The organism is Clostridium vincentii, assembly GCF_002995745.1.
In the GTDB taxonomy this organism is placed as follows: Bacteria; Bacillota; Clostridia; order Clostridiales; family Clostridiaceae; genus Clostridium; species Clostridium vincentii.
In genome coordinates this window covers 58,908-76,982 of the sequence record NZ_PVXQ01000009.1, presented here as the reverse complement: position 1 = coordinate 76,982, position 18,075 = coordinate 58,908, and the positions used below count along the sequence as shown (strand labels likewise).

Annotated in this window: 15 protein-coding genes; 14 read left to right on the top strand and 1 reads right to left on the bottom strand. The window is 30.7% G+C overall.

Annotated features, from left to right (window positions below; genetic code table 11):
* Positions 1-46 precede the first annotated feature (46 nt).
* On the bottom strand, positions 47-1,165 hold the full coding sequence (locus CLVI_RS06070) for a glycosyltransferase family 4 protein (protein WP_106059220.1): 1,119 nt from the start codon (positions 1,163-1,165) through the stop codon (positions 47-49).
* Positions 1,166-1,269: 104 nt separating this feature from the next.
* Between CLVI_RS06070 and CLVI_RS06065 the strand changes: the two genes are divergently transcribed.
* From CLVI_RS06065 to rho, 14 genes are all read left to right on the top strand, one after another.
* Complete coding sequence (locus CLVI_RS06065; protein WP_106059219.1) at positions 1,270-2,268, top strand: CotS family spore coat protein; 999 nt, start codon at positions 1,270-1,272, stop codon at positions 2,266-2,268.
* A gap of 78 nt (positions 2,269-2,346) precedes the next feature.
* Complete coding sequence (gene yabG, locus CLVI_RS06060; RefSeq protein ID WP_106059218.1) at positions 2,347-3,210, top strand: sporulation peptidase YabG; 864 nt, start codon at positions 2,347-2,349, stop codon at positions 3,208-3,210.
* A gap of 218 nt (positions 3,211-3,428) precedes the next feature.
* Complete coding sequence (locus tag CLVI_RS06055) at positions 3,429-5,243, top strand: S8 family peptidase (protein ID WP_106059217.1); 1,815 nt, start codon at positions 3,429-3,431, stop codon at positions 5,241-5,243.
* Entirely contained in the window at positions 5,240-6,973 is a 1,734-nt protein-coding gene (locus tag CLVI_RS06050; protein WP_106059216.1) for a S8 family peptidase, read from the top strand. Before CLVI_RS06055 ends, CLVI_RS06050 begins: the two co-directional genes overlap by 4 nt.
* A gap of 242 nt (positions 6,974-7,215) precedes the next feature.
* Positions 7,216-7,452, top strand: coding sequence for a Veg family protein (locus CLVI_RS06045; RefSeq protein WP_106059215.1), 237 nt, complete (start codon positions 7,216-7,218; stop codon positions 7,450-7,452).
* A 313-nt stretch (positions 7,453-7,765) separates the two neighbouring features.
* Positions 7,766-9,328 (top strand): DUF3794 and LysM peptidoglycan-binding domain-containing protein, encoded by a 1,563-nt coding sequence (locus CLVI_RS06040; RefSeq protein ID WP_106059214.1) that lies wholly within the window; start codon positions 7,766-7,768, stop codon positions 9,326-9,328.
* Positions 9,329-9,445: 117 nt separating this feature from the next.
* Positions 9,446-10,291 carry a cyanophycinase gene (locus CLVI_RS06035; RefSeq protein ID WP_106059213.1) on the top strand — a complete coding sequence of 282 codons (846 nt, stop codon included), beginning with the start codon at positions 9,446-9,448 and terminating at the stop codon, positions 10,289-10,291.
* Positions 10,263-12,875 (top strand): cyanophycin synthetase, encoded by a 2,613-nt coding sequence (cphA, locus tag CLVI_RS06030; protein ID WP_106059212.1) that lies wholly within the window; start codon positions 10,263-10,265, stop codon positions 12,873-12,875. Before CLVI_RS06035 ends, cphA begins: the two co-directional genes overlap by 29 nt.
* A 167-nt stretch (positions 12,876-13,042) precedes the next feature.
* Positions 13,043-13,885, top strand: coding sequence for a 4-(cytidine 5'-diphospho)-2-C-methyl-D-erythritol kinase (gene ispE / locus CLVI_RS06025; RefSeq protein ID WP_106059211.1), 843 nt, complete (start codon positions 13,043-13,045; stop codon positions 13,883-13,885).
* Between the two features lie 59 nt (positions 13,886-13,944).
* Positions 13,945-14,604: a stage II sporulation protein R gene (spoIIR, locus tag CLVI_RS06020; RefSeq protein ID WP_106059210.1), complete on the top strand. Its 660-nt coding sequence runs from the start codon at positions 13,945-13,947 to the stop codon at positions 14,602-14,604.
* 95 nt (positions 14,605-14,699) lie between these two features.
* Entirely contained in the window at positions 14,700-15,689 is a 990-nt protein-coding gene (locus CLVI_RS06015; protein WP_106059209.1) for a tRNA 4-thiouridine(8) synthase ThiI, read from the top strand.
* Between the two features lie 12 nt (positions 15,690-15,701).
* Positions 15,702-16,133 carry a YwiB family protein gene (locus tag CLVI_RS06010; RefSeq protein WP_106059208.1) on the top strand — a complete coding sequence of 144 codons (432 nt, stop codon included), beginning with the start codon at positions 15,702-15,704 and terminating at the stop codon, positions 16,131-16,133.
* A 110-nt stretch (positions 16,134-16,243) separates the two neighbouring features.
* The gene (locus CLVI_RS06005) at positions 16,244-16,531 is read left to right on the top strand and encodes a hypothetical protein (RefSeq protein WP_106059207.1); all 288 of its coding nucleotides are present in this window, start codon (positions 16,244-16,246) and stop codon (positions 16,529-16,531) included.
* A 115-nt stretch (positions 16,532-16,646) separates the two neighbouring features.
* Positions 16,647-18,062, top strand: coding sequence for a transcription termination factor Rho (gene rho / locus CLVI_RS06000; protein ID WP_106059206.1), 1,416 nt, complete (start codon positions 16,647-16,649; stop codon positions 18,060-18,062).
* Positions 18,063-18,075 lie beyond the last annotated feature (13 nt).

The window sequence follows — 18,075 nt, the reverse complement described above, 5'->3', positions numbered from 1 at the left end:
ATAACTTCTTAACTTTTTAAATTCAAGAAAGTTAAGAAGTTATAATTTATTTTACCATGGTTTTATAAGCCTTAATAGTTTTTAATGCAGTATCATCCCAAGAAAAGTTCAAACTTCTAATCAAACCTTTTTTAATCATATTTAGCATTAGCAAGCTGTCGTTTAATACTCTTTCAATAGCATAGCTTAATTCATCTACATTATAAGGGTCTATTAATAAAGCAGAATCATAGCATACTTCTGGAAGAGAGGTTAAATTAGATGCGATTACAGGAGTACCACAGGCCATAGCTTCAAGAGGGGGAAGACCAAAACCTTCGTAAAATGAAGGGAAAACTAATACTTCTGCGCCATTGTAGAAAGTGGGTAAATCCTCTAAAGGAATAAAGTCTGTAAAAATCACATCGTCTGATAAATTAAGGTCATCAGCTCTTTTTTTATATTTTTCATAGGACAGCCCCTTCTTACCGGTAATGACTAATTTACAGTTTTTTCTACTGCAAGAAGGGATTAAAGAGAAGGCTTCTATTAATCCTAAAATATTTTTTCTTGGACTAAATCCTCCAACATAAAGTACAAAATTATTTTCTATGCCATATTTTTCTTTTAGTATATTTTTGCATACAAATTTACTCATAGGTTGATATATACTTTCAGCAGCAAGGGGAGTTACATATATTTTATCCTTAGGAAAACTAAATTCACGAGCGATATCTTGTTTTGAAAATTCAGATACTGTTATAATCCCCTCGCAGTCTTTTAATAATTTTGGCAGCTCATTATTAAAAATACGCAAATATTTATCACTTACTGTTTCAGGCATTCTTAGAGGAATTATATCATGCAATGTAATAGCTTTAAGGCAATTTATATTTTCTGAAAGCCCAACACCATTTTGAGGAACGTGATAAAGCTCCATATTATGATTGTCAAGTATATTAGGAACGCTTACTTCATCCCAAAAATTTTCCTTCAGGGTAGATTTAACAGGCTCTATATTAAAATTTGGTTTTAAGTTGTCAAGCGAAGAATTTTCAGGTAGAAAAATAAGATAATTATTAGTAGAGTCAACTGAATTCAAACTTGATATTAGCTGATGAGTATAAGTTCCTATACCAGTTCCTCTATACCATTTAGCGGCTCTGCCGTCTATGCCAATTTTCATGATGTATCCTTTCTTATTACTCTTTATTCATTATATTAAATTCCCTCAACTTTTGTTAATAAAAGAAATACTCTTTACATATAAATATAAAAGAGGTGAGGAAGATGATGAGGGAATTCGAAATAGAAAGACAATTTGATATTAAAATCGAGGTATTAAAGGCCAATAAAGGAGTTTATTATTTAAAGACCAATAAAGGTGAGAGATGTTTAAAAAAAATAAACTATGGACCTCAAAAACTATTATTTGTATATGGAGCTAAGGAACATCTTATTAAAAATGGGTTCGATAGGGTTGATAGATATTTTTTAAATACAGAAGGAGAACCGTATGCATTGGTAAATGAGGACTTATACACCCTTTCAGAATGGCTAGAGGGAAGGGAATGTGATTTTCATAATATTGAAGAAGTAAAAATTGCAGCAAAAACCTTAGCAATAATGCATGAAGCATCCAAGGGATATGATCCCCCAGATAACTCGAAATTAAAAACTGACTTAGGAAGATGGACACATCTTATGGCTAAAAGAATTAAGTCATTAGATAAAATGAGAGATATGATAAGAAAAAAAAGTGTTAAAAGTGATTTCGATATGATATATCTAACATCCATGGAATTTTATAAAGATATAGGCAAAAAAGCTCTTACGACTTTAGAAGGCTCAAACTATTATGAGTTATGTGCAGCGGCAGATCAGGAAAAGAGTTTTTGCCATCATGATTACACATATCATAATATTGTGCTTAATAAAAATAATGATGTTCATGTAATTGATTTTGATTATTGTAAAAGAGAGGTTAGAACCTTCGACATATCTAACTTTATGATTAAAGTACTTAAAAGAGTAGATTGGAATATGGATTTTGCAAAAGCAATAGTGCAATCTTATAATTCTGTATCTATTTTAAGTAATGAGGAAATGGAGGTCTTATACGCTTATTTGCAATTTCCACAAAGATATTGGAGGCTTGCTAATAGATATTATTACAATGAGGTAAATTGGGGACAAGGTACATTTGCAACTAAACTTCAAGGAATGATTAATGAACAGGAAAAATTCTTAAAGCTTCTTGGAGATTTCAAAGAAGAATATAAATTATAGGTAAAAGGTGCTCAATAGGAGCATCTTTTTGTCTTTAATCATATAATAGAGAACAGTACTTAATAATGAGAGGAACTTATGGAAATTGGGGACTTAGTAGTTAGAAAATCTTATAATAAAGATATTACATTTAAAATTTTAGATATTAGAGAGGAAAATAACAGGAAAATATATATATTGAAAGGAATTAGTATAAGGATAATTGCAGATTCTTCAAGTGATGACCTTGAAAGTGTAAATGACGACTATGTAGGAGATCAGGAAAAGATTTTAAATAGCAGGGTTAAGAAGGCAATAAAGAATGCAATTATTTTAAGAGGAGATGTTCTTACACGGGTAAGTAAGTCTACCAAAATTACGCCAAGGAAGGAGCTTATGTTTGGAAGGCCTGGTAGGATACTCCATGTAGATGGAGATAGTGAGTACATGGACACTTGCCTTAAGGTGTATAAGCAGTTATCTTTAGATGCTATAGGTAAGGCTATACCGGAGAAACTACAAGCAAGCGTAATAGTTGATTTAGTTAGGGAATTTAAGCCGGATATAGTTGTCCTTACTGGTCATGATGGGGTACTGAAAAATACAAAGGATTATTTAGATTTAGAATGTTATAGAAATTCTAAGTATTACATTGATTCAGTTAAAGCCCTGAGAGATTATAATGCAAGCTACGACGAATTAGTAATATTTGCTGGAGCATGCCAAAGTTGTTATGAATGTATGCTTGATGCTGGTGCCAATTTTGCCTCGAGCCCAAGTAGAGTTCTTATCCATTGCCTTGATCCAGTTTTTGTATGTGAAAAAATCGCATACACTAGAATAGATCAAGTGGTGTCTATAACTGATGTTATTGAAAACACTATAACAGGAATTAAAGGGATAGGTGGACTTCAAACTAGAGGAAAGTATAGAGAAGGGTACCCTAAGTCATCTTATTTATAAGTGAAAGTCCAAAAGGTGATGCTCCAAAATTGATTTTATATTTGGATACTTGAACTTACCCAGCGAGTTCATACGAGTCGGGTTTCCTTTAAAATAAAGAGCTATTCTTTTTAGAATTGGGCTCTTTATTTCAGTATTAAAAAAATTATTTATTTCCAATGAATAAAATTGGATAAATATAAATATTACTAAATGTAAGACTTATTTAGGAGATATATATGGCTAGTTTTAAAGACTGTAGTTTATATTTTGAAGATTCACCTAATTTTTTAGTTGAATATAGAGGGAATTTAAAAGAAGAAATAGATAAGATATCATATGCTTGTGGGGATATAATAACAAGTACTATTGGAGTTATAAGCACGCCATATCAATATTTAAATCAACTTGTACGTAATGTACCCTCCATTATTTATATTAATCCAAGAGGTATGTATGTATTACAAGATATTTCTCCGTCAAATGTAGATTATATAAATAATACAAAAATTAATCCATATTTAAATCTAACTGGATCTGGGGTACTAATAGGTATGGTTGATACTGGAATAGATTATCTTAATGAAGAGTTTAAAAGAGAAGATGGTACATCTAGAATAATGAATATATGGGATCAAACAATTCAGGTAGGGAAAGATAAATCTGTATATATTGGAGATACTTATTCTAATGAAGAGATTAATAATGCAATTAATGCATATAAAAACGGTGGAAATCCTTATGAAATTGTACCTTCAAAAGATGATATAGGACATGGTACTAAAATAGCCGGAGTTATTGGTGCTAGAGGATATAATGGGCAATTTCAAGGAGTTGCACATGATAGTGATTATGTAGTTGTAAAACTTTTTGAATCTATTAACTTTAGAAATAGATTAAAGGCCAATGGGATTGAATATAATCCTGTTTATAATGATTCTGAAGTTTTGGCTGGGATAGAGTATTTAAAAAATTATTCTATAAAAGCTAAAAGACCTATGGTTATATATATAGGGGTTGGGACTACTGAGGGAAGTCATGATGGTAAAAGTGTGATGTCAAAGTATTTAACCTCTATATCAGGTGGTAGAGGTATTGTTATAGTGGCGGGAGTCGGTAATGAAGGAGCGGCGGAAGGACATGCTTCTGGATATATAGAAAATTTAGGGGATATAGCTACAGTTGAATTAAAGATTCCAAGGGAAATAAAATATTTTTCTTTTAATATATGGGTGCAAAAACCTAATAGAGCTACTTTAAATGTTATATCACCAACAGGAGAGGAATCTAAGTTTATTAAGATAGTAAGAAATAGGTTAGCACGAACTGAATTTGTTTTTTTGAATACAACAATGGAGGTTTCATATTTTTCTCCAGAACATTTTACTGGTCATGAGGTTATAAGTATAAATTTCAATGATATAAAACCTGGGATATGGAAATTTCAATTAAGAGGGGATTATGTAACGAATGGTAGATATGACATATGGCTCCAACCTAAAATTACATTGCCAGAGGAAACAAAATTTCTTGAATCAGATCCTTTTATAACTTTAACAATTCCATCTACAGCAAGAAAAGTAGCTACAGTAGCATATTGCGGAAATGAAAATGCTATATTAGCTTCTTCAGGCAAGGGTTCTAAGGCTGCTGATACTCTAGATAATCCTGATTTCACTATTTTAGGAATAAATATCTTAACAACTCAAGTTGGAGGGGGAGTAACAACTGTCTCAGGTAGTTCTGCAGCAACTGGAATAGCAACTGGAGTCTGCGCCCTTTTATTGCAGTGGGGGATTGTTAATGGAAATGATAAAACTATGAATTCTATAAGGGTGATAATTTATTTAATACATGGAGCAGATAGAAGTAATCCTTCGTATAGATTTCCTAATAAAGGGATTGGCTATGGATTCTTGGATTTGTTAGGGACATTTAATGTTATTAATAGAAGCTATAGAGAAAATAGAAATATTGATAAAAATTATACTGAATATTATTGTAATAATTTATTTGTAAGAATTCCAAGGGACAATATGGAGGATTGTAAATGAGCGAAATTTTAGCTAATGAAAATATTTTTAAAGACGTAAATTATCATCAGTATTTAGTTGAATACGAGGGTGATATCCTGGGAGAGAGTTTAAACGCATCAGATTATTATGTGACAATAATTAATGATAGATATGCAATAATATCATTACAAAAAGATTTGGATATTAATCTTAACGATCCATATTTTAAATTTATTATATATATTAAACCTGCAGAATTATATACACTTGAAGACGTTTCACCTATTGAAGCTTCCAAAGTTGGCTTTTTACAGTTAGATCTACCTCTAAATTTAACTGGAAAAGGAGTTGATGTAGCAGTTGTTGATACAGGGATTGATTATCTAAATGAGGAATTTATGGATAATAGTAAAATTACCAGAATTGAATGCATCTGGGACCAAACGATAATTTCACCTGAGAAAGATGAACTTATTTATGTCCCATATGGCACTGTATATAGAAAAGATAAAATAGATAATGCAATAAAAGTTAATAGAGCAGGTGGGTCACCTTATGAAATTGTTCCAAGTAAGGATCAAATCGGACATGGAACGGGTATGGCTGGAATAATTGGTGCTACTGGAAAAAATCCAGCACTAAAAGGAATATGTCCTGAATGTAATTTCGTGGTAGTAAAATTAATGGAAGATATATCTTATCGGGCTCGGTTTGATACTAAAATGCCTATTTTCAATATAACATCAATTTTTTCCGCACTTGAATTTTTGTATCGATATGCATTAAACAGTAAAAACCCAATGGTTATATATTTACCTCTTGGAACTACTATGGGAAATCATAAAGGAACTGGGATTTTAGAAGACTTCATAGAATTAATCTCTGCAAGTAGTGGGATAGTAGTCGTTACAGGTGTTGGTAATGAAAGAGATTCAGGAGGTCATACTTCGGGAATAATAGATGGAGTAAATGGTTTTGCTGCTATGGAAATAGTGGTATCCCCTGAGCAAAAATCTTTGTGGGTCGATACTTGGATTTCGGTACCCGATATAATGTCATTAGATATAATATCTCCTTCTGGTGAGAATACAGGTATAATACCACTTGTAATTAATATAACTAATAATTATACATTTATATTCGAAAAAACATCAATAAAAGTAGATTACTATTTTCCAGAAGAAAATACTGGAGATGAATTTATACGTGTGAGATTCTATAATTTAAAGCCAGGTATATGGACTTTTAGATTAACTTCAAATGCATATTTAAGGGGTATATTTAACTCTTGGTTGCCTCAAAAGGGAATTGCTGTTGGTAATACTAGATTTAGTGCAACTGATTCTTATGGGACTATAACAAGTCCAGCTAGTTCAAATAATGTGATTTCAGTAGCAGCCTATAATCAAAATAATAATAATGTTCTTAGCTATTCTGGGATGGGATTTAGAGAAAAATATACTGATAAAAGGAAATTTTCTGACATGATAGATGTTGCGGCTGGGGGAGTAAATGCATTAACTGTATTTCCTAACAATAAAACAGCTATTTTCAATGGAACCAGTGTCGCTGCAGCCGTGGCAGCGGGAGCTTGTGCTATGTTATTTGAATGGGGAATTGTTCAAGGTAATGATCCTTTTATGTATGCTCAAACCGTAAAAGCTTATATTGCAAAGGGTACAACAAGAAGAATTGGAGATATATATCCTAATCCACGATGGGGATATGGAATTTTAAATATTCTTAAAATGTTTCAGAACATTGAATGATATAAACCTTGAAAAGACTGAAGTAATATTATTTAAAGAGTATTTAAATTGTAATAAGAAAACAAAGAATTAAGTTTATTGAATAAAAGAGAGAATATTTACTAATAATATAAAAGTAAATTATTATTATGTTTATTATAAAAATATATTGACAAGTATAAGGTAAAAATGATAAAATTAAAATTTATGTTGACAAATAAGCATATTCAATATATAATAAAATTAGGAAAGAGGGTGTTATAATGGAAAAAGTAAAAACAATTGCAACAATAAAGAGAGATATCGAAAGACATCTAGGAGAGAAGGTTACATTAAGAGCTAATGGAGGCCGTAAAAAGATTCTTGTAAATGATGGAGTCTTAGAAAGTGCTTATCCAAGTATTTTTGTAATCAGATTAGAGAATGACACCCAGAGGACCGTGACTTATAGCTACTCAGACGTTTTAACAAAGACAGTACAACTAGTCTTTCCTAGTTAGATATAAAACTTCGAGAAAATCGAAGTTTTCTTTTTTTGCGCAAAAATAAGCAAAAAAAAAGAAAGATGGTGGGTTCCATCTTTCAACTATGGTATAAAAGGGTATTGAGAATTTATGAGAGGTTATATGGTCAATAACCAATTACTATGATACGACAAATTAACAATATTGTCAACATGTTATATTAAAAAAGTTCAAAAAATTCACAAGTTAAAAAATAATATTTATTTTCTATAGAATTCTAAAAATTATTGGTATAAAAGATAGGGTAGTTTTATATAAATAAATAATAGGAATTTTATGGGAGGTTTATATGTCAAAGATCGATGTGGTAAAAGAAAACTTACAATTTCAGCAATTATTAAGAGAAAATAGTTCAACAGCTATTCTTAAAGAGGAATATTTAATACCAGATACTCATCCAGATGTTGAAGTCATTTTATCGGTGGAAGCAAGACCTATAATAACTAATAAGGAGATTATTGGTGACAAGGTAATTCTTGAAGGTAGAGTGGAGTATAATGTTTTATATATCCCGAGGGAAGATAATATGATAGTGAATTCAGTAAATTATAGTGAAAAGTTCACTAATTCTTTAGATCTTGATGAAGGAGAACATAAAGTAGTATGCGAGGTTGAGTGTAAAGTTGAACATATTGATGCAACAATCATGAATGAAAGGAAGATTGCGATACAAGGTGTTATTAACTTGAATTGGGAGCTTTATAAAACTACAGAATTTGATTTCGTAAAGGATATTGAAGCAACAGAAGGTATAGAAATATTAAAAAGAATAGAATCAATAAACAGACTTGCAGCTAATAAGGAAGTTGAGTTTATTGGAAAATCCATGCTAAGAATTGGAATGGATAAACCACAGGTTTCAAAGATTTTAAAATGCTCATTGGGTCTTCGTAAGAAAGAAGTGAAAGTTGCAGAGGACAAGATATATTTAGGATGTTATTGTAAATTAAACATTCTTTATTTAGGGGATGAATCTAAGGATATTATATCAATGGAAGATGATGTTTATCTTTCTAAAGAAGAAGAGATACCAGGAATATTCGCAGATATGATTCCATCTATATCTTATGAAATTAAAAATAGTGATATAAGTATAGAAGAGGATGATTTAGGAGAAGCGAGGATAATTAATACTGAATTCTTAGTGAGAGCTATAGTAAAAGTGTTTTCTGATGAAAATATTGATATAATTAAAGATGCCTATTCACCAAAATTCCCTATTGAACTAGTAAAAAACAATTATGAAATTGGGGTCATGCTTGGAACTCAGGCCTCTGAAAATATAGTTAAAGATAGTATATATTTAAAAGAAGCAAATATTAAGCCGGAAAAAATAATAACAGCTTCAGGAAATACTATAGTAACAGAAAAAAATATTTCAAATGATAGAATTACAATAGAGGGTATAATAAAAGTAAATGTAATTTATAAAACATCAGATGATAATATAGGATTTGGACATGTTGAAGGAGATATACCATTTACCATTACTTTGGATATGCCAGGTGCTAAAGAAGGAATGAAGGCAATAGTTAAGTGTTTATTAGAAGGAATAGATGCTAATATTGAAGCAAATACTATTGCAATAAAAGCTACTCTTTCAATTTCGTCAAAGGTCTTCTATGAAATAACTAAAGAATTCATTTCGGATGTCATTGAAAGTGAGGGCGAGGGGCAAAAGAAAAAGGCTAGCATAATTATTTATGTTATGGGTAAGGAGGATACCCTATGGGGGCTAGCTAAAAAGTATAATACTACAGTAAATGATTTATTGAAAATAAATAATATAGAAAACCTAGATAACGTAGTAGAAGGGGAGAAGTTAATTATTCCTGGTAGAGCTATTTTTTAGTTTTTATTAATGAGAGTTAGATTATTTTTAATCTAACTCTTTTTTTTATGTCAACAAAAATGAATAATTACCTATATATTTGGAGAAAATAAAGAATAAATGATTTGAGGTGATTATATGACTGTGAAGCTAAATGGGAATCTTATTATAATTGGAGGAGCTGAGGACAAAGAAGGAAAAAAGAAAATACTTGCAAAAGTATGTGATTTCATAGATAAAGAGAAAGACACAATACTAGTTGCAACAGTTGCGACGGAGTATCCTAAGGAATCGGCTAGTAAATATAATAAAGCCTTTATGGAATTAGGAGTTAGTAATATTAATATATTAGACATCAGTAAAAGAGAGGATGCTTTTAATAAAGAAAATATAGAATTAATTAAGAATGCAGCATTGATATTCTTCACGGGAGGAGATCAACTTAGGATAACTAGTCTGTTAGGAGGCACCCCTATATATGACGAGATTAAGGAGGCTGCTACAAGGGGAATATACATAGTTGGAACATCGGCAGGTGCATCAGTAATGAGTGACACTATGATTATAGAAGGTAATGATGAAGATGCACCTAGAAAATGTACGTTGAAGATGTCTCCAGGAATAGGGCTTATTGAAAATGTTATTATAGATCAACATTTTGATCAAAGAGGGAGAATTGGTAGACTTTTAACTGGTATCGCACAAAACCCTCAGATTCTTGGAATAGGAATTGATGAAAATACGGCTATAATTGCAAATAAAGGCGGGGTAATAGAGGTTATTGGAGAAGGGGCAGTATACTTTATAGATGGAAGTAAGATATCTTACACAAATGTTTCAGAACAACATTCAGATGAAGTTTTAAGTATATATGATGTTAGACTTCATGTTTTAAAGGAAGGAAATAAATTTAGTCTTATAAGAAAGGCACCTTTTGAGGAGGAAAAATCAGAAAATGAAGATTTTAAACCAAATAATATATGAAGGTAAAAATATATACTCCCATAAAAAATGTATAAAAGTAGAGTTAGATTTGTGTGGATATTCAGAAATTCCAAGTAAAGATATTAAAGGTTTTAATGATGAGTTAATAGCAATTATTCCAGAGCTAAAAAAGCATAGATGTGGAATAGATGAGGAGGGTGGATTTGTTACAAGGCTAAAAGAAGGGACTTATTTAGCTCATATTTGTGAACATAGCATTATAGCTATACAAAATAGAGTAGGTATAGATGTTGCTTATGGAAAAGCAAGAGAAATAAAAGATGATAAGTATTATATTATCTTTGAATATGAGTATAGAGTTATAGGAATAGAAGCGGCTAGGCTTGCGGTAGACTTAATAAATGCATTGATTTATAATGAGAAAATTAATTTTTTAGGAAGGGTCAAAAACCTAGAAGAAATTCTTAGCAAGGAATCAATTGGGCCTAGTACAAAGGCTATTAAAGTAGCGGCAGGAAGGCATGGAATGCCTGTATTCCAACTGGAAGATAGTGGATTTTATCAAATAGGATATGGAAAACAAGGCAGAATTATAGAAGCTACTATAGGAGCACAAACTAGTTGTGTGTCAGCAGATATTGCCTCTGATAAGGAGTTAACTAAAGCTCTTCTTATTAATCAGAATATTCCAGTTCCTCAGGGAGCAAAGGTATGTAATGTGATTTCTCTGCTAAAAGAGGGTGAGAAAATAGGTTATCCTTTGGTACTTAAGCCTAGATATGGCTGCAAGGGAGAAGGGGTTATACTTAATATTTCATCTGAAAAGGAGCTTATAAAGGCATATAATAATATGAAAAGTAAGTATAAGGATTTATTAATTGAAGAATATATTGAAGGAAATGATTACAGAGTTTGTATAGTTGCTAATAGTGTGGTGGCGGTATCTCTAAGAAAACCTCCTTATGTTATTGGGGATGGAAAACATGCTTTAAAGGAACTTATAAGAGAACTGAACAATGATTCTATTAGAGGCTATGATCATGAGAGTCCTTTGACCAAAGTTAAAATAGATGATGAATTATTGAATTTTTTAAGCAAGCAGGAATTGAGCTTAAATAATATTATTTTAAGAGGAGAAAAAGTAGTTTTAAGGCAAAATGCAAATTTATCAACAGGTGCTATAGCTATAGATTGCACTAATGATATATCAGAAGAAAATAAGCAAATATGCATAAGGGTAGCAAAAACTATTGGATTAGATATATGTGGAATAGATATTAAGACTAGAGATATTAATGAGCCACTATCTAAAAATGGAGTTGTTATTGAAGTTAATGCAGCTCCAGGTATTAGAATGCATCTTCATCCATTTAAAGGAAGAATGCAAGATGTTGGGGAAGCAATATTAAATTTACAGTATAATGGTAAACCTAAAAACATCCCAGTCATATCAATTACAGGAACTAATGGAAAGACAACTACAACCAGACTTATTTCACATGTTTTCAGACAAATGGGATATAACGTTGGTATGACTTCTACTGATGGAATATATATTGATGGTCAGTGTATAGATAGTGGAGATGATACTGGCTATTGTAGTGCAAAGACTGTTTTATTAAATAAGGAAGTAGAGGTAGCTGTATTAGAAACTGCTAGGGGTGGATTGATAAAAAAAGGCTTAGCATATGATTTGGCGGATATAGCAGTAATAACAAATATAACTGAAGATCATATAGGAATTGATGGTATCAATAATTTAGAGGAACTTGCATTTGTAAAGGTTTTAGTTGGAGAGGCTGTTAAGGAAGATGGATATGTAGTTTTAAATGCAGACGATGAATGGAGCATAAAAATTATTAGTAGGATTAATGCGAAAAAGATTTTCTTTTCACAGAGTAAAGATAATGAACTCATAGAAAAAAATAGAATTCAAGGGGGCATTGCTGTATATTTAGATAAGAATGCTTTGTGGGTAACTAATGCGAATAAAGAATACAAAATTTTAGATGTGAAAAATATTCCTATAGCGTTAGGAGGAAAACTAAAATTCAATTTGGAAAATGTTATGGCAGCTTGTGGTGCGCTTGTGGCGGCGAAGATTGATTATTGCATGATTGCTAAAAGTGTTAAGAGTTTTAAACTTAATGAACAATTTAATTCTGGAAGATTTAATATATATAGTGTTGATGGAGTTGAAGTTATTTTGGATTATGGCCATAATATAGGAGGATATAAGAGTGTGCTTAAATCTCTTTCAGCAATGAAAAAAGAAAGAATTATTGGAGTAATAGGGGTGCCTGGAGATCGAAGAGATAAGGATATATGTGAAGTGGGGTCTATGTGCGGAAGGCTAATGGATGAGATTATAATCAAGGAAGATATAGATAAAAGAGGACGTAAAAATGGGGAAGTTGCAGCTCTTTTAGAGAAGGGAATTAAAGAAAGTAATAACCAAAAGTATAATATATGCTTAGAAGAAGTTAATGCATTAAAAGAGGCACTAAGAATTAGTAAGACAGGAGATTTGATTATAGTATTTTATGAACAATTGGATCCGTTAGTTGATATAATTAATGAATGCAATACCACACGAGATAGTCTTAACTTAGTAAATCTATAAAATAAGGCTAGTGCTTTTGCATTAGCCTTTATTAATTATTATTCCTATGATAAAATTATAAGTAAAGATATAAGGCATAATAAAAAAATAACACAAAATACACATCACATCTTTGGTATGTTATTTTCTTTCATATGCCTAAATTAATAATTGAAAGGAAGAATTTTATGAAGGGGAAAGCCTACGGGAAAATTAATATTTCCTTAGATATAGTTGGGAAACGGGAAGATGGGTATCATCTATTAGAAATGATAATGCAAAGTATAGAACTTTATGATGAGATAGAAATTGAAATTATAAAAGAAGGAATAGAAATAAAGTGTGATAAACATTTTATTCCTACAGATAGGAGAAATTTAGCATATAAGGCAGCAGAAATATTTATTGAAAAATATAATATAAATTCTGGAGTATCAATTAATATAGTAAAGAATATACCAGTAGCCGCAGGGCTTGCAGGTGGAAGTTCGGATTGTGCTGCAGTCCTGAAAATTATGAACAAGCTTTTCAAAATCAATGCTTCAGAAGAAGAGCTAATGAGCCTAGGAATAACGTTAGGCGCAGATGTCCCTTATTGTATAAAAGGTGGGACAGCCCTCTGTGAAGGAATAGGAGAAGGAATTACAGTTTTAGATTCTTTTCAAAATCATATTGTAGTTTTAGTTAAGCCTCCTTTTGGAGTATCTACAAGAGAAGTGTATAAGGGTTTTGATATAAATAAGGCTAAAGTTCATCCAAATACAAAAGAATTAATTAGTAAAATGAAAGTAAATGACTTGTATTATGTAGCAAATAATATGAAAAATTTATTGGAAAATGTAACTCTAAGAAAACATAAAAGTATTTATAGTATCAAGGAAATTATGATTTCTAAAGGGGCATTGGGATCAATGATGAGCGGTAGCGGGCCTACGGTATTTGGATTGTTTGATGATATGCAATTAGCTCAAAAATGCTATGATGAAATGAAAAAGAAATATAATGATGTATTTTTAACTAGAACAATTTAATTTTTAGTGAATAGAAAATCTCTTTGTGGAAATAATTTATTCTATAAGGGGGTTTTTTTATGAAAAGAATTATTGTAAGACTGTTGTTACTTTGTATTTGTACAAGTATCTTTGGAGGGTGTACAAGCACTCTAAACATTGATGCTGGAAAAACTTATAATTATGAAGATGTAGAGGATGTATTAATTAGATTTCACGTTATAGCAAATAGTGATACTGAAGAGGATCAGAATTTAAAATTAAAGGTAAGAGATAAGGTTATAGAATATATGTATCCATATTTAAAGGAAAGTAGTTCACTAGAGGAATCTAGAAATATAATTATTTCTAAAGAGGTTGAAGTTGAAGGACTAGCTTTGAAAGTAATTAAAGAAAATGGATATGGATATTCTGTGAAAACGGAGCTTTCTAGAGAGAACTTTCCAGAAAAGGCCTATGGTAATATAATATTACCTCAAGGGGAATACGAAGCTTTTAGAGTGATTATAGGAAATGGAGAAGGTAAAAATTGGTGGTGTGTAATGTTCCCCCCATTATGTTTTATTGATGTAACTAAAGGACAAGTTCAAGAACAGGAAAGTGAGAATCAGCTAGATGAACAGATTGAGCAAAGTAAAGAAACTGAAAAAATTGAAATGAGCAAAAAAGAAGATGCAGAAGATGAGGCCCCGAAGGTAAAATTTAAAATTGTAGAGATCTTTAAGAATATTTTTGATTAAATCGTTCTTAGGCACAATAAAAAAATTACCTCTTGATAAAAATTAATATTAATCATAAACTATAAGTTATAATATTAGTTTTAGGAGGACAATTTATGACTAGAGCATTAGCCATGATATCAGGTGGATTAGATAGCACTTTAGCAGCTAAGCTGATAAAAGATATTGGTATAGAAGTAATCGGGATATGTTTCAAATCATATTTCTTTGGAGAAGAAAATGCAAAAAAAATGTGTAAGCAAATAGGAATACAGCTCGAAGTAATTGATTTTTCAGAAGACCACTTTGAGATGGTAAAGAAACCTAAGTATGGATGGGGAAAAAATATGAACCCATGTGTAGATTGCCATGCAATGATGATGAGATATTCAGGGGAACTTTTAAAAAAGTTTAATGCAGATTTTATTATTACAGGCGAGGTGTTGAATCAAAGACCTATGTCTCAAAATAAGCAAGCTTTAAATATAGTAAGAAGTGAATCTGGATTCGGAGATAAAATTTTAAGACCACTTTGTGCCTTGAACCTAGAACCAACTGAAATGGAGCTAACAGGACTAGTTGATAGAGATAAGCTTTTAGGTTTTTCTGGAAGAAATAGAAAACCTCAAATTCAGTTAGCAAAAGAAATGGGAATTACAGATTATCCTTCACCAGCAAGTGGATGTAGATTGACAGAGCCTAATTATTCTATAAGATTAAAAGAGGCTTTAGTTAGAAAAGGTGACTTAACAAAAAATGAAATAACATTGTTAAGATATGGGAGACATTTCTTAACTATTGATGGAACTAAAATAATTGTTTCAAGAAATGAGGAAGAAGGAGAAATACTTAAAAAGTTACTTACTAAAGAGGATATAGTATTTTTACCATCAAGTCATTTAGGGTCAATGGGATTAATACATGGGAAAGTGAATGATGAAGATAAAATTCTAGCAGCAAAAATAATAGCTAGATATAGTAAAGGCAAGGATGAAGATTTAGTTACATTGAAATTTGGAATATTCGGAACTGAAATTAAGGATATAATAGATGTAAAGCCATCAACAGATGAAGAAATAGCTGAAATTTTAATTCAAGACAAATAGCGAGGAGGACTTATGGACAAAAAAGCAATTATAAGTATAGTAAGTAATGCAATGTTAGATGAGATGGAGGATGCTATAGAAGTAGTTTCTCCAGGAAAATTTATAAAATTAGATAATGGATATAAAGCTGTATATGAAGAAACAGAAATATCTGGTATGAAGGGGACTACTACAACCTTAACTATAAATGATAAAGAAGTGGTTTTGGAAAGAGAAGGAACTACAAATACAAAGATGCGATTTAATCAGAAGGAGCCTTCTGTAGCGATGTATCAAACTCCTTATGGGTTATTAGAACTTGGTATATACACAAAAGGATTATCCGTTGATATGAATGAAGATGGTGGGAAGTTGGAAATTGATTATTCAATGACCATTGCAGGAGATGTTTCTGTTGATACTAATTTATCTTTGAAAATAAAAACTCAAAACGCAATAAGTTAAACTAGATAAAAAGTTACTATTAATCTTTAATTATAATTATAGCTATGTTTATAAAATATAGTTTAAGTCTATACTTAAGCCAAAGGGTTTTCCCTAAGGTGGTGTGTAGAATGAATTATAAGGACAGGTATATAAATATATTAAGAGGAATTTCGTTGTATTATGGTATGGATGAAAATAATTTCATTCAACTTTTAAAGGATAAAGAAAAGAGATATCTGTTATTATTATTATTAAAGAAATATAAGTGCATGGATAAGGATAATATAATGGATGTATTAAATTATAAAAGCAAAAAGAGCATCTTATGTAATATAAAAAGAGCTGAAGATAAGTTATTGATTAATACAGAATTTAGAGAAAAATTTTTTGAAATTGAAGAAAACTTGTTAAAATAGGCAATAATCGTTATAATTATTTGTAGAGTTATGAATACATATCTATTTTCATTTCAAATGAATTCAATTATATTTTCATAGTATTTTAAATATTAAAGTTTTTGGAGGTGTCATTTTGACAAAGGAACAATATGAAGGCATGACCTTAGTAGCGCTTAAAAATATTGCTAAGGACTTAGGTGTTAAAAATATTTCTAAGTTTAAGAAAAGTGATTTAGTAGAGGAAGTTTTGAAGATTAAAGAAAATAGTCTTGAAAAGGATGGAGTATACCTTAAAGAAAAAATAGCTCCTAAAATTCAAAGCATTAATAAAGAAAATACAGAAGTGCGATCTACAGAAATAAAAACTATGGAAGTAAGAGCTGTAGAAAAAAAAGAAGAATTAAAAGCTTTGATAAATGAGTCGAATAGTACCAGGGGAATATTAGAAATGCTTGAAAATAATAATTTTGGATTTTTAAGATGTAAAAATTATTTAACTAGTAGTGATGATATATATGTTTCTCCATCACAAATAAGACGATTTAATCTCAAAACAGGAGATGAAGTAGTTGGAAAAGTAAGAGAAGCAAAGGAAATGGAAAAATTTAAAGCCTTACTTTTTGTTGAAATGGTTAATGGAGAGAGCCCTGATAAAGCAACAAGAAGAAAACCATTTGAATCTTTAGTTCCTATTTATCCAGAAGAAATATTAAGACTTGAAACTAATAATTCTTTAGATATATCTTCAAGACTTATGGATATAATTTGTCCTATAGGAAAGGGGCAAAGAGGCATAATAGTTGCACCACCTAAAGCCGGTAAGACAACTTTATTAAAAAAAGTTGCGCAAAGTATTACTACAAACTATCCAGATGTAGTATTAATTGTACTTTTAATTGATGAAAGGCCAGAAGAAGTAACAGATATGCAAAGAAGTATAAATGGAGAAGTAATATACTCAACTTTTGATGAGGAACCACAAAATCATGCTAAAGTTTCTCGAATAGTCCTGGAGAGAGCTAAGAGAATAGTTGAGCAAGGGCGCGATGTTGTTATATTACTAGATAGTTTAACTAGGCTAGCACGAGCGTATAATTTAACAGTTACTCCATCAGGAAGAACTTTATCAGGAGGATTAGATCCTGCTGCATTAATAATGCCTAAAAAATTCTTTGGAGCAGCTAGAAATATCGAGAATGGTGGAAGCTTAACAATATTAGCAACTGCTTTAGTAGATACAGGGTCAAGAATGGATGATATGATTTTTGAAGAGTTTAAGGGAACTGGAAATATGGAAGTTCACTTAGATAGAAAACTTCAAGAAAGAAGAATATTCCCAGCTATTGATATATATAAGTCTGGAACAAGAAAGGAAGAATTATTACTTTCTCAAGAAGAAAAAGATGTATCTTCTACAATTAGAAATACTATGTATAGAGATGGTAATATAGAAAGCATAACTGGAAATTTAACGAATATGTTGTCTAAAACAAAAAATAATAAAGAATTTATTGCAACCTTTGAAAAAAATAATATATCAAAGAGGTAATAAAAAAATAGCT

Coding starts and splice junctions, on each gene's coding strand:
- CLVI_RS06070 (WP_106059220.1), bottom strand. CDS start 1,165: ATGAAAATTGGCATAGACGGCAGAGCCGCTAAATGGTATAGAGGAACT.
- CLVI_RS06065 (WP_106059219.1), top strand. CDS start 1,270: ATGATGAGGGAATTCGAAATAGAAAGACAATTTGATATTAAAATCGAG.
- yabG (WP_106059218.1), top strand. CDS start 2,347: ATGGAAATTGGGGACTTAGTAGTTAGAAAATCTTATAATAAAGATATT.
- CLVI_RS06055 (WP_106059217.1), top strand. CDS start 3,429: ATGGCTAGTTTTAAAGACTGTAGTTTATATTTTGAAGATTCACCTAAT.
- CLVI_RS06050 (WP_106059216.1), top strand. CDS start 5,240: ATGAGCGAAATTTTAGCTAATGAAAATATTTTTAAAGACGTAAATTAT.
- CLVI_RS06045 (WP_106059215.1), top strand. CDS start 7,216: ATGGAAAAAGTAAAAACAATTGCAACAATAAAGAGAGATATCGAAAGA.
- CLVI_RS06040 (WP_106059214.1), top strand. CDS start 7,766: ATGTCAAAGATCGATGTGGTAAAAGAAAACTTACAATTTCAGCAATTA.
- CLVI_RS06035 (WP_106059213.1), top strand. CDS start 9,446: ATGACTGTGAAGCTAAATGGGAATCTTATTATAATTGGAGGAGCTGAG.
- cphA (WP_106059212.1), top strand. CDS start 10,263: ATGAAGATTTTAAACCAAATAATATATGAAGGTAAAAATATATACTCC.
- ispE (WP_106059211.1), top strand. CDS start 13,043: ATGAAGGGGAAAGCCTACGGGAAAATTAATATTTCCTTAGATATAGTT.
- spoIIR (WP_106059210.1), top strand. CDS start 13,945: ATGAAAAGAATTATTGTAAGACTGTTGTTACTTTGTATTTGTACAAGT.
- CLVI_RS06015 (WP_106059209.1), top strand. CDS start 14,700: ATGACTAGAGCATTAGCCATGATATCAGGTGGATTAGATAGCACTTTA.
- CLVI_RS06010 (WP_106059208.1), top strand. CDS start 15,702: ATGGACAAAAAAGCAATTATAAGTATAGTAAGTAATGCAATGTTAGAT.
- CLVI_RS06005 (WP_106059207.1), top strand. CDS start 16,244: ATGAATTATAAGGACAGGTATATAAATATATTAAGAGGAATTTCGTTG.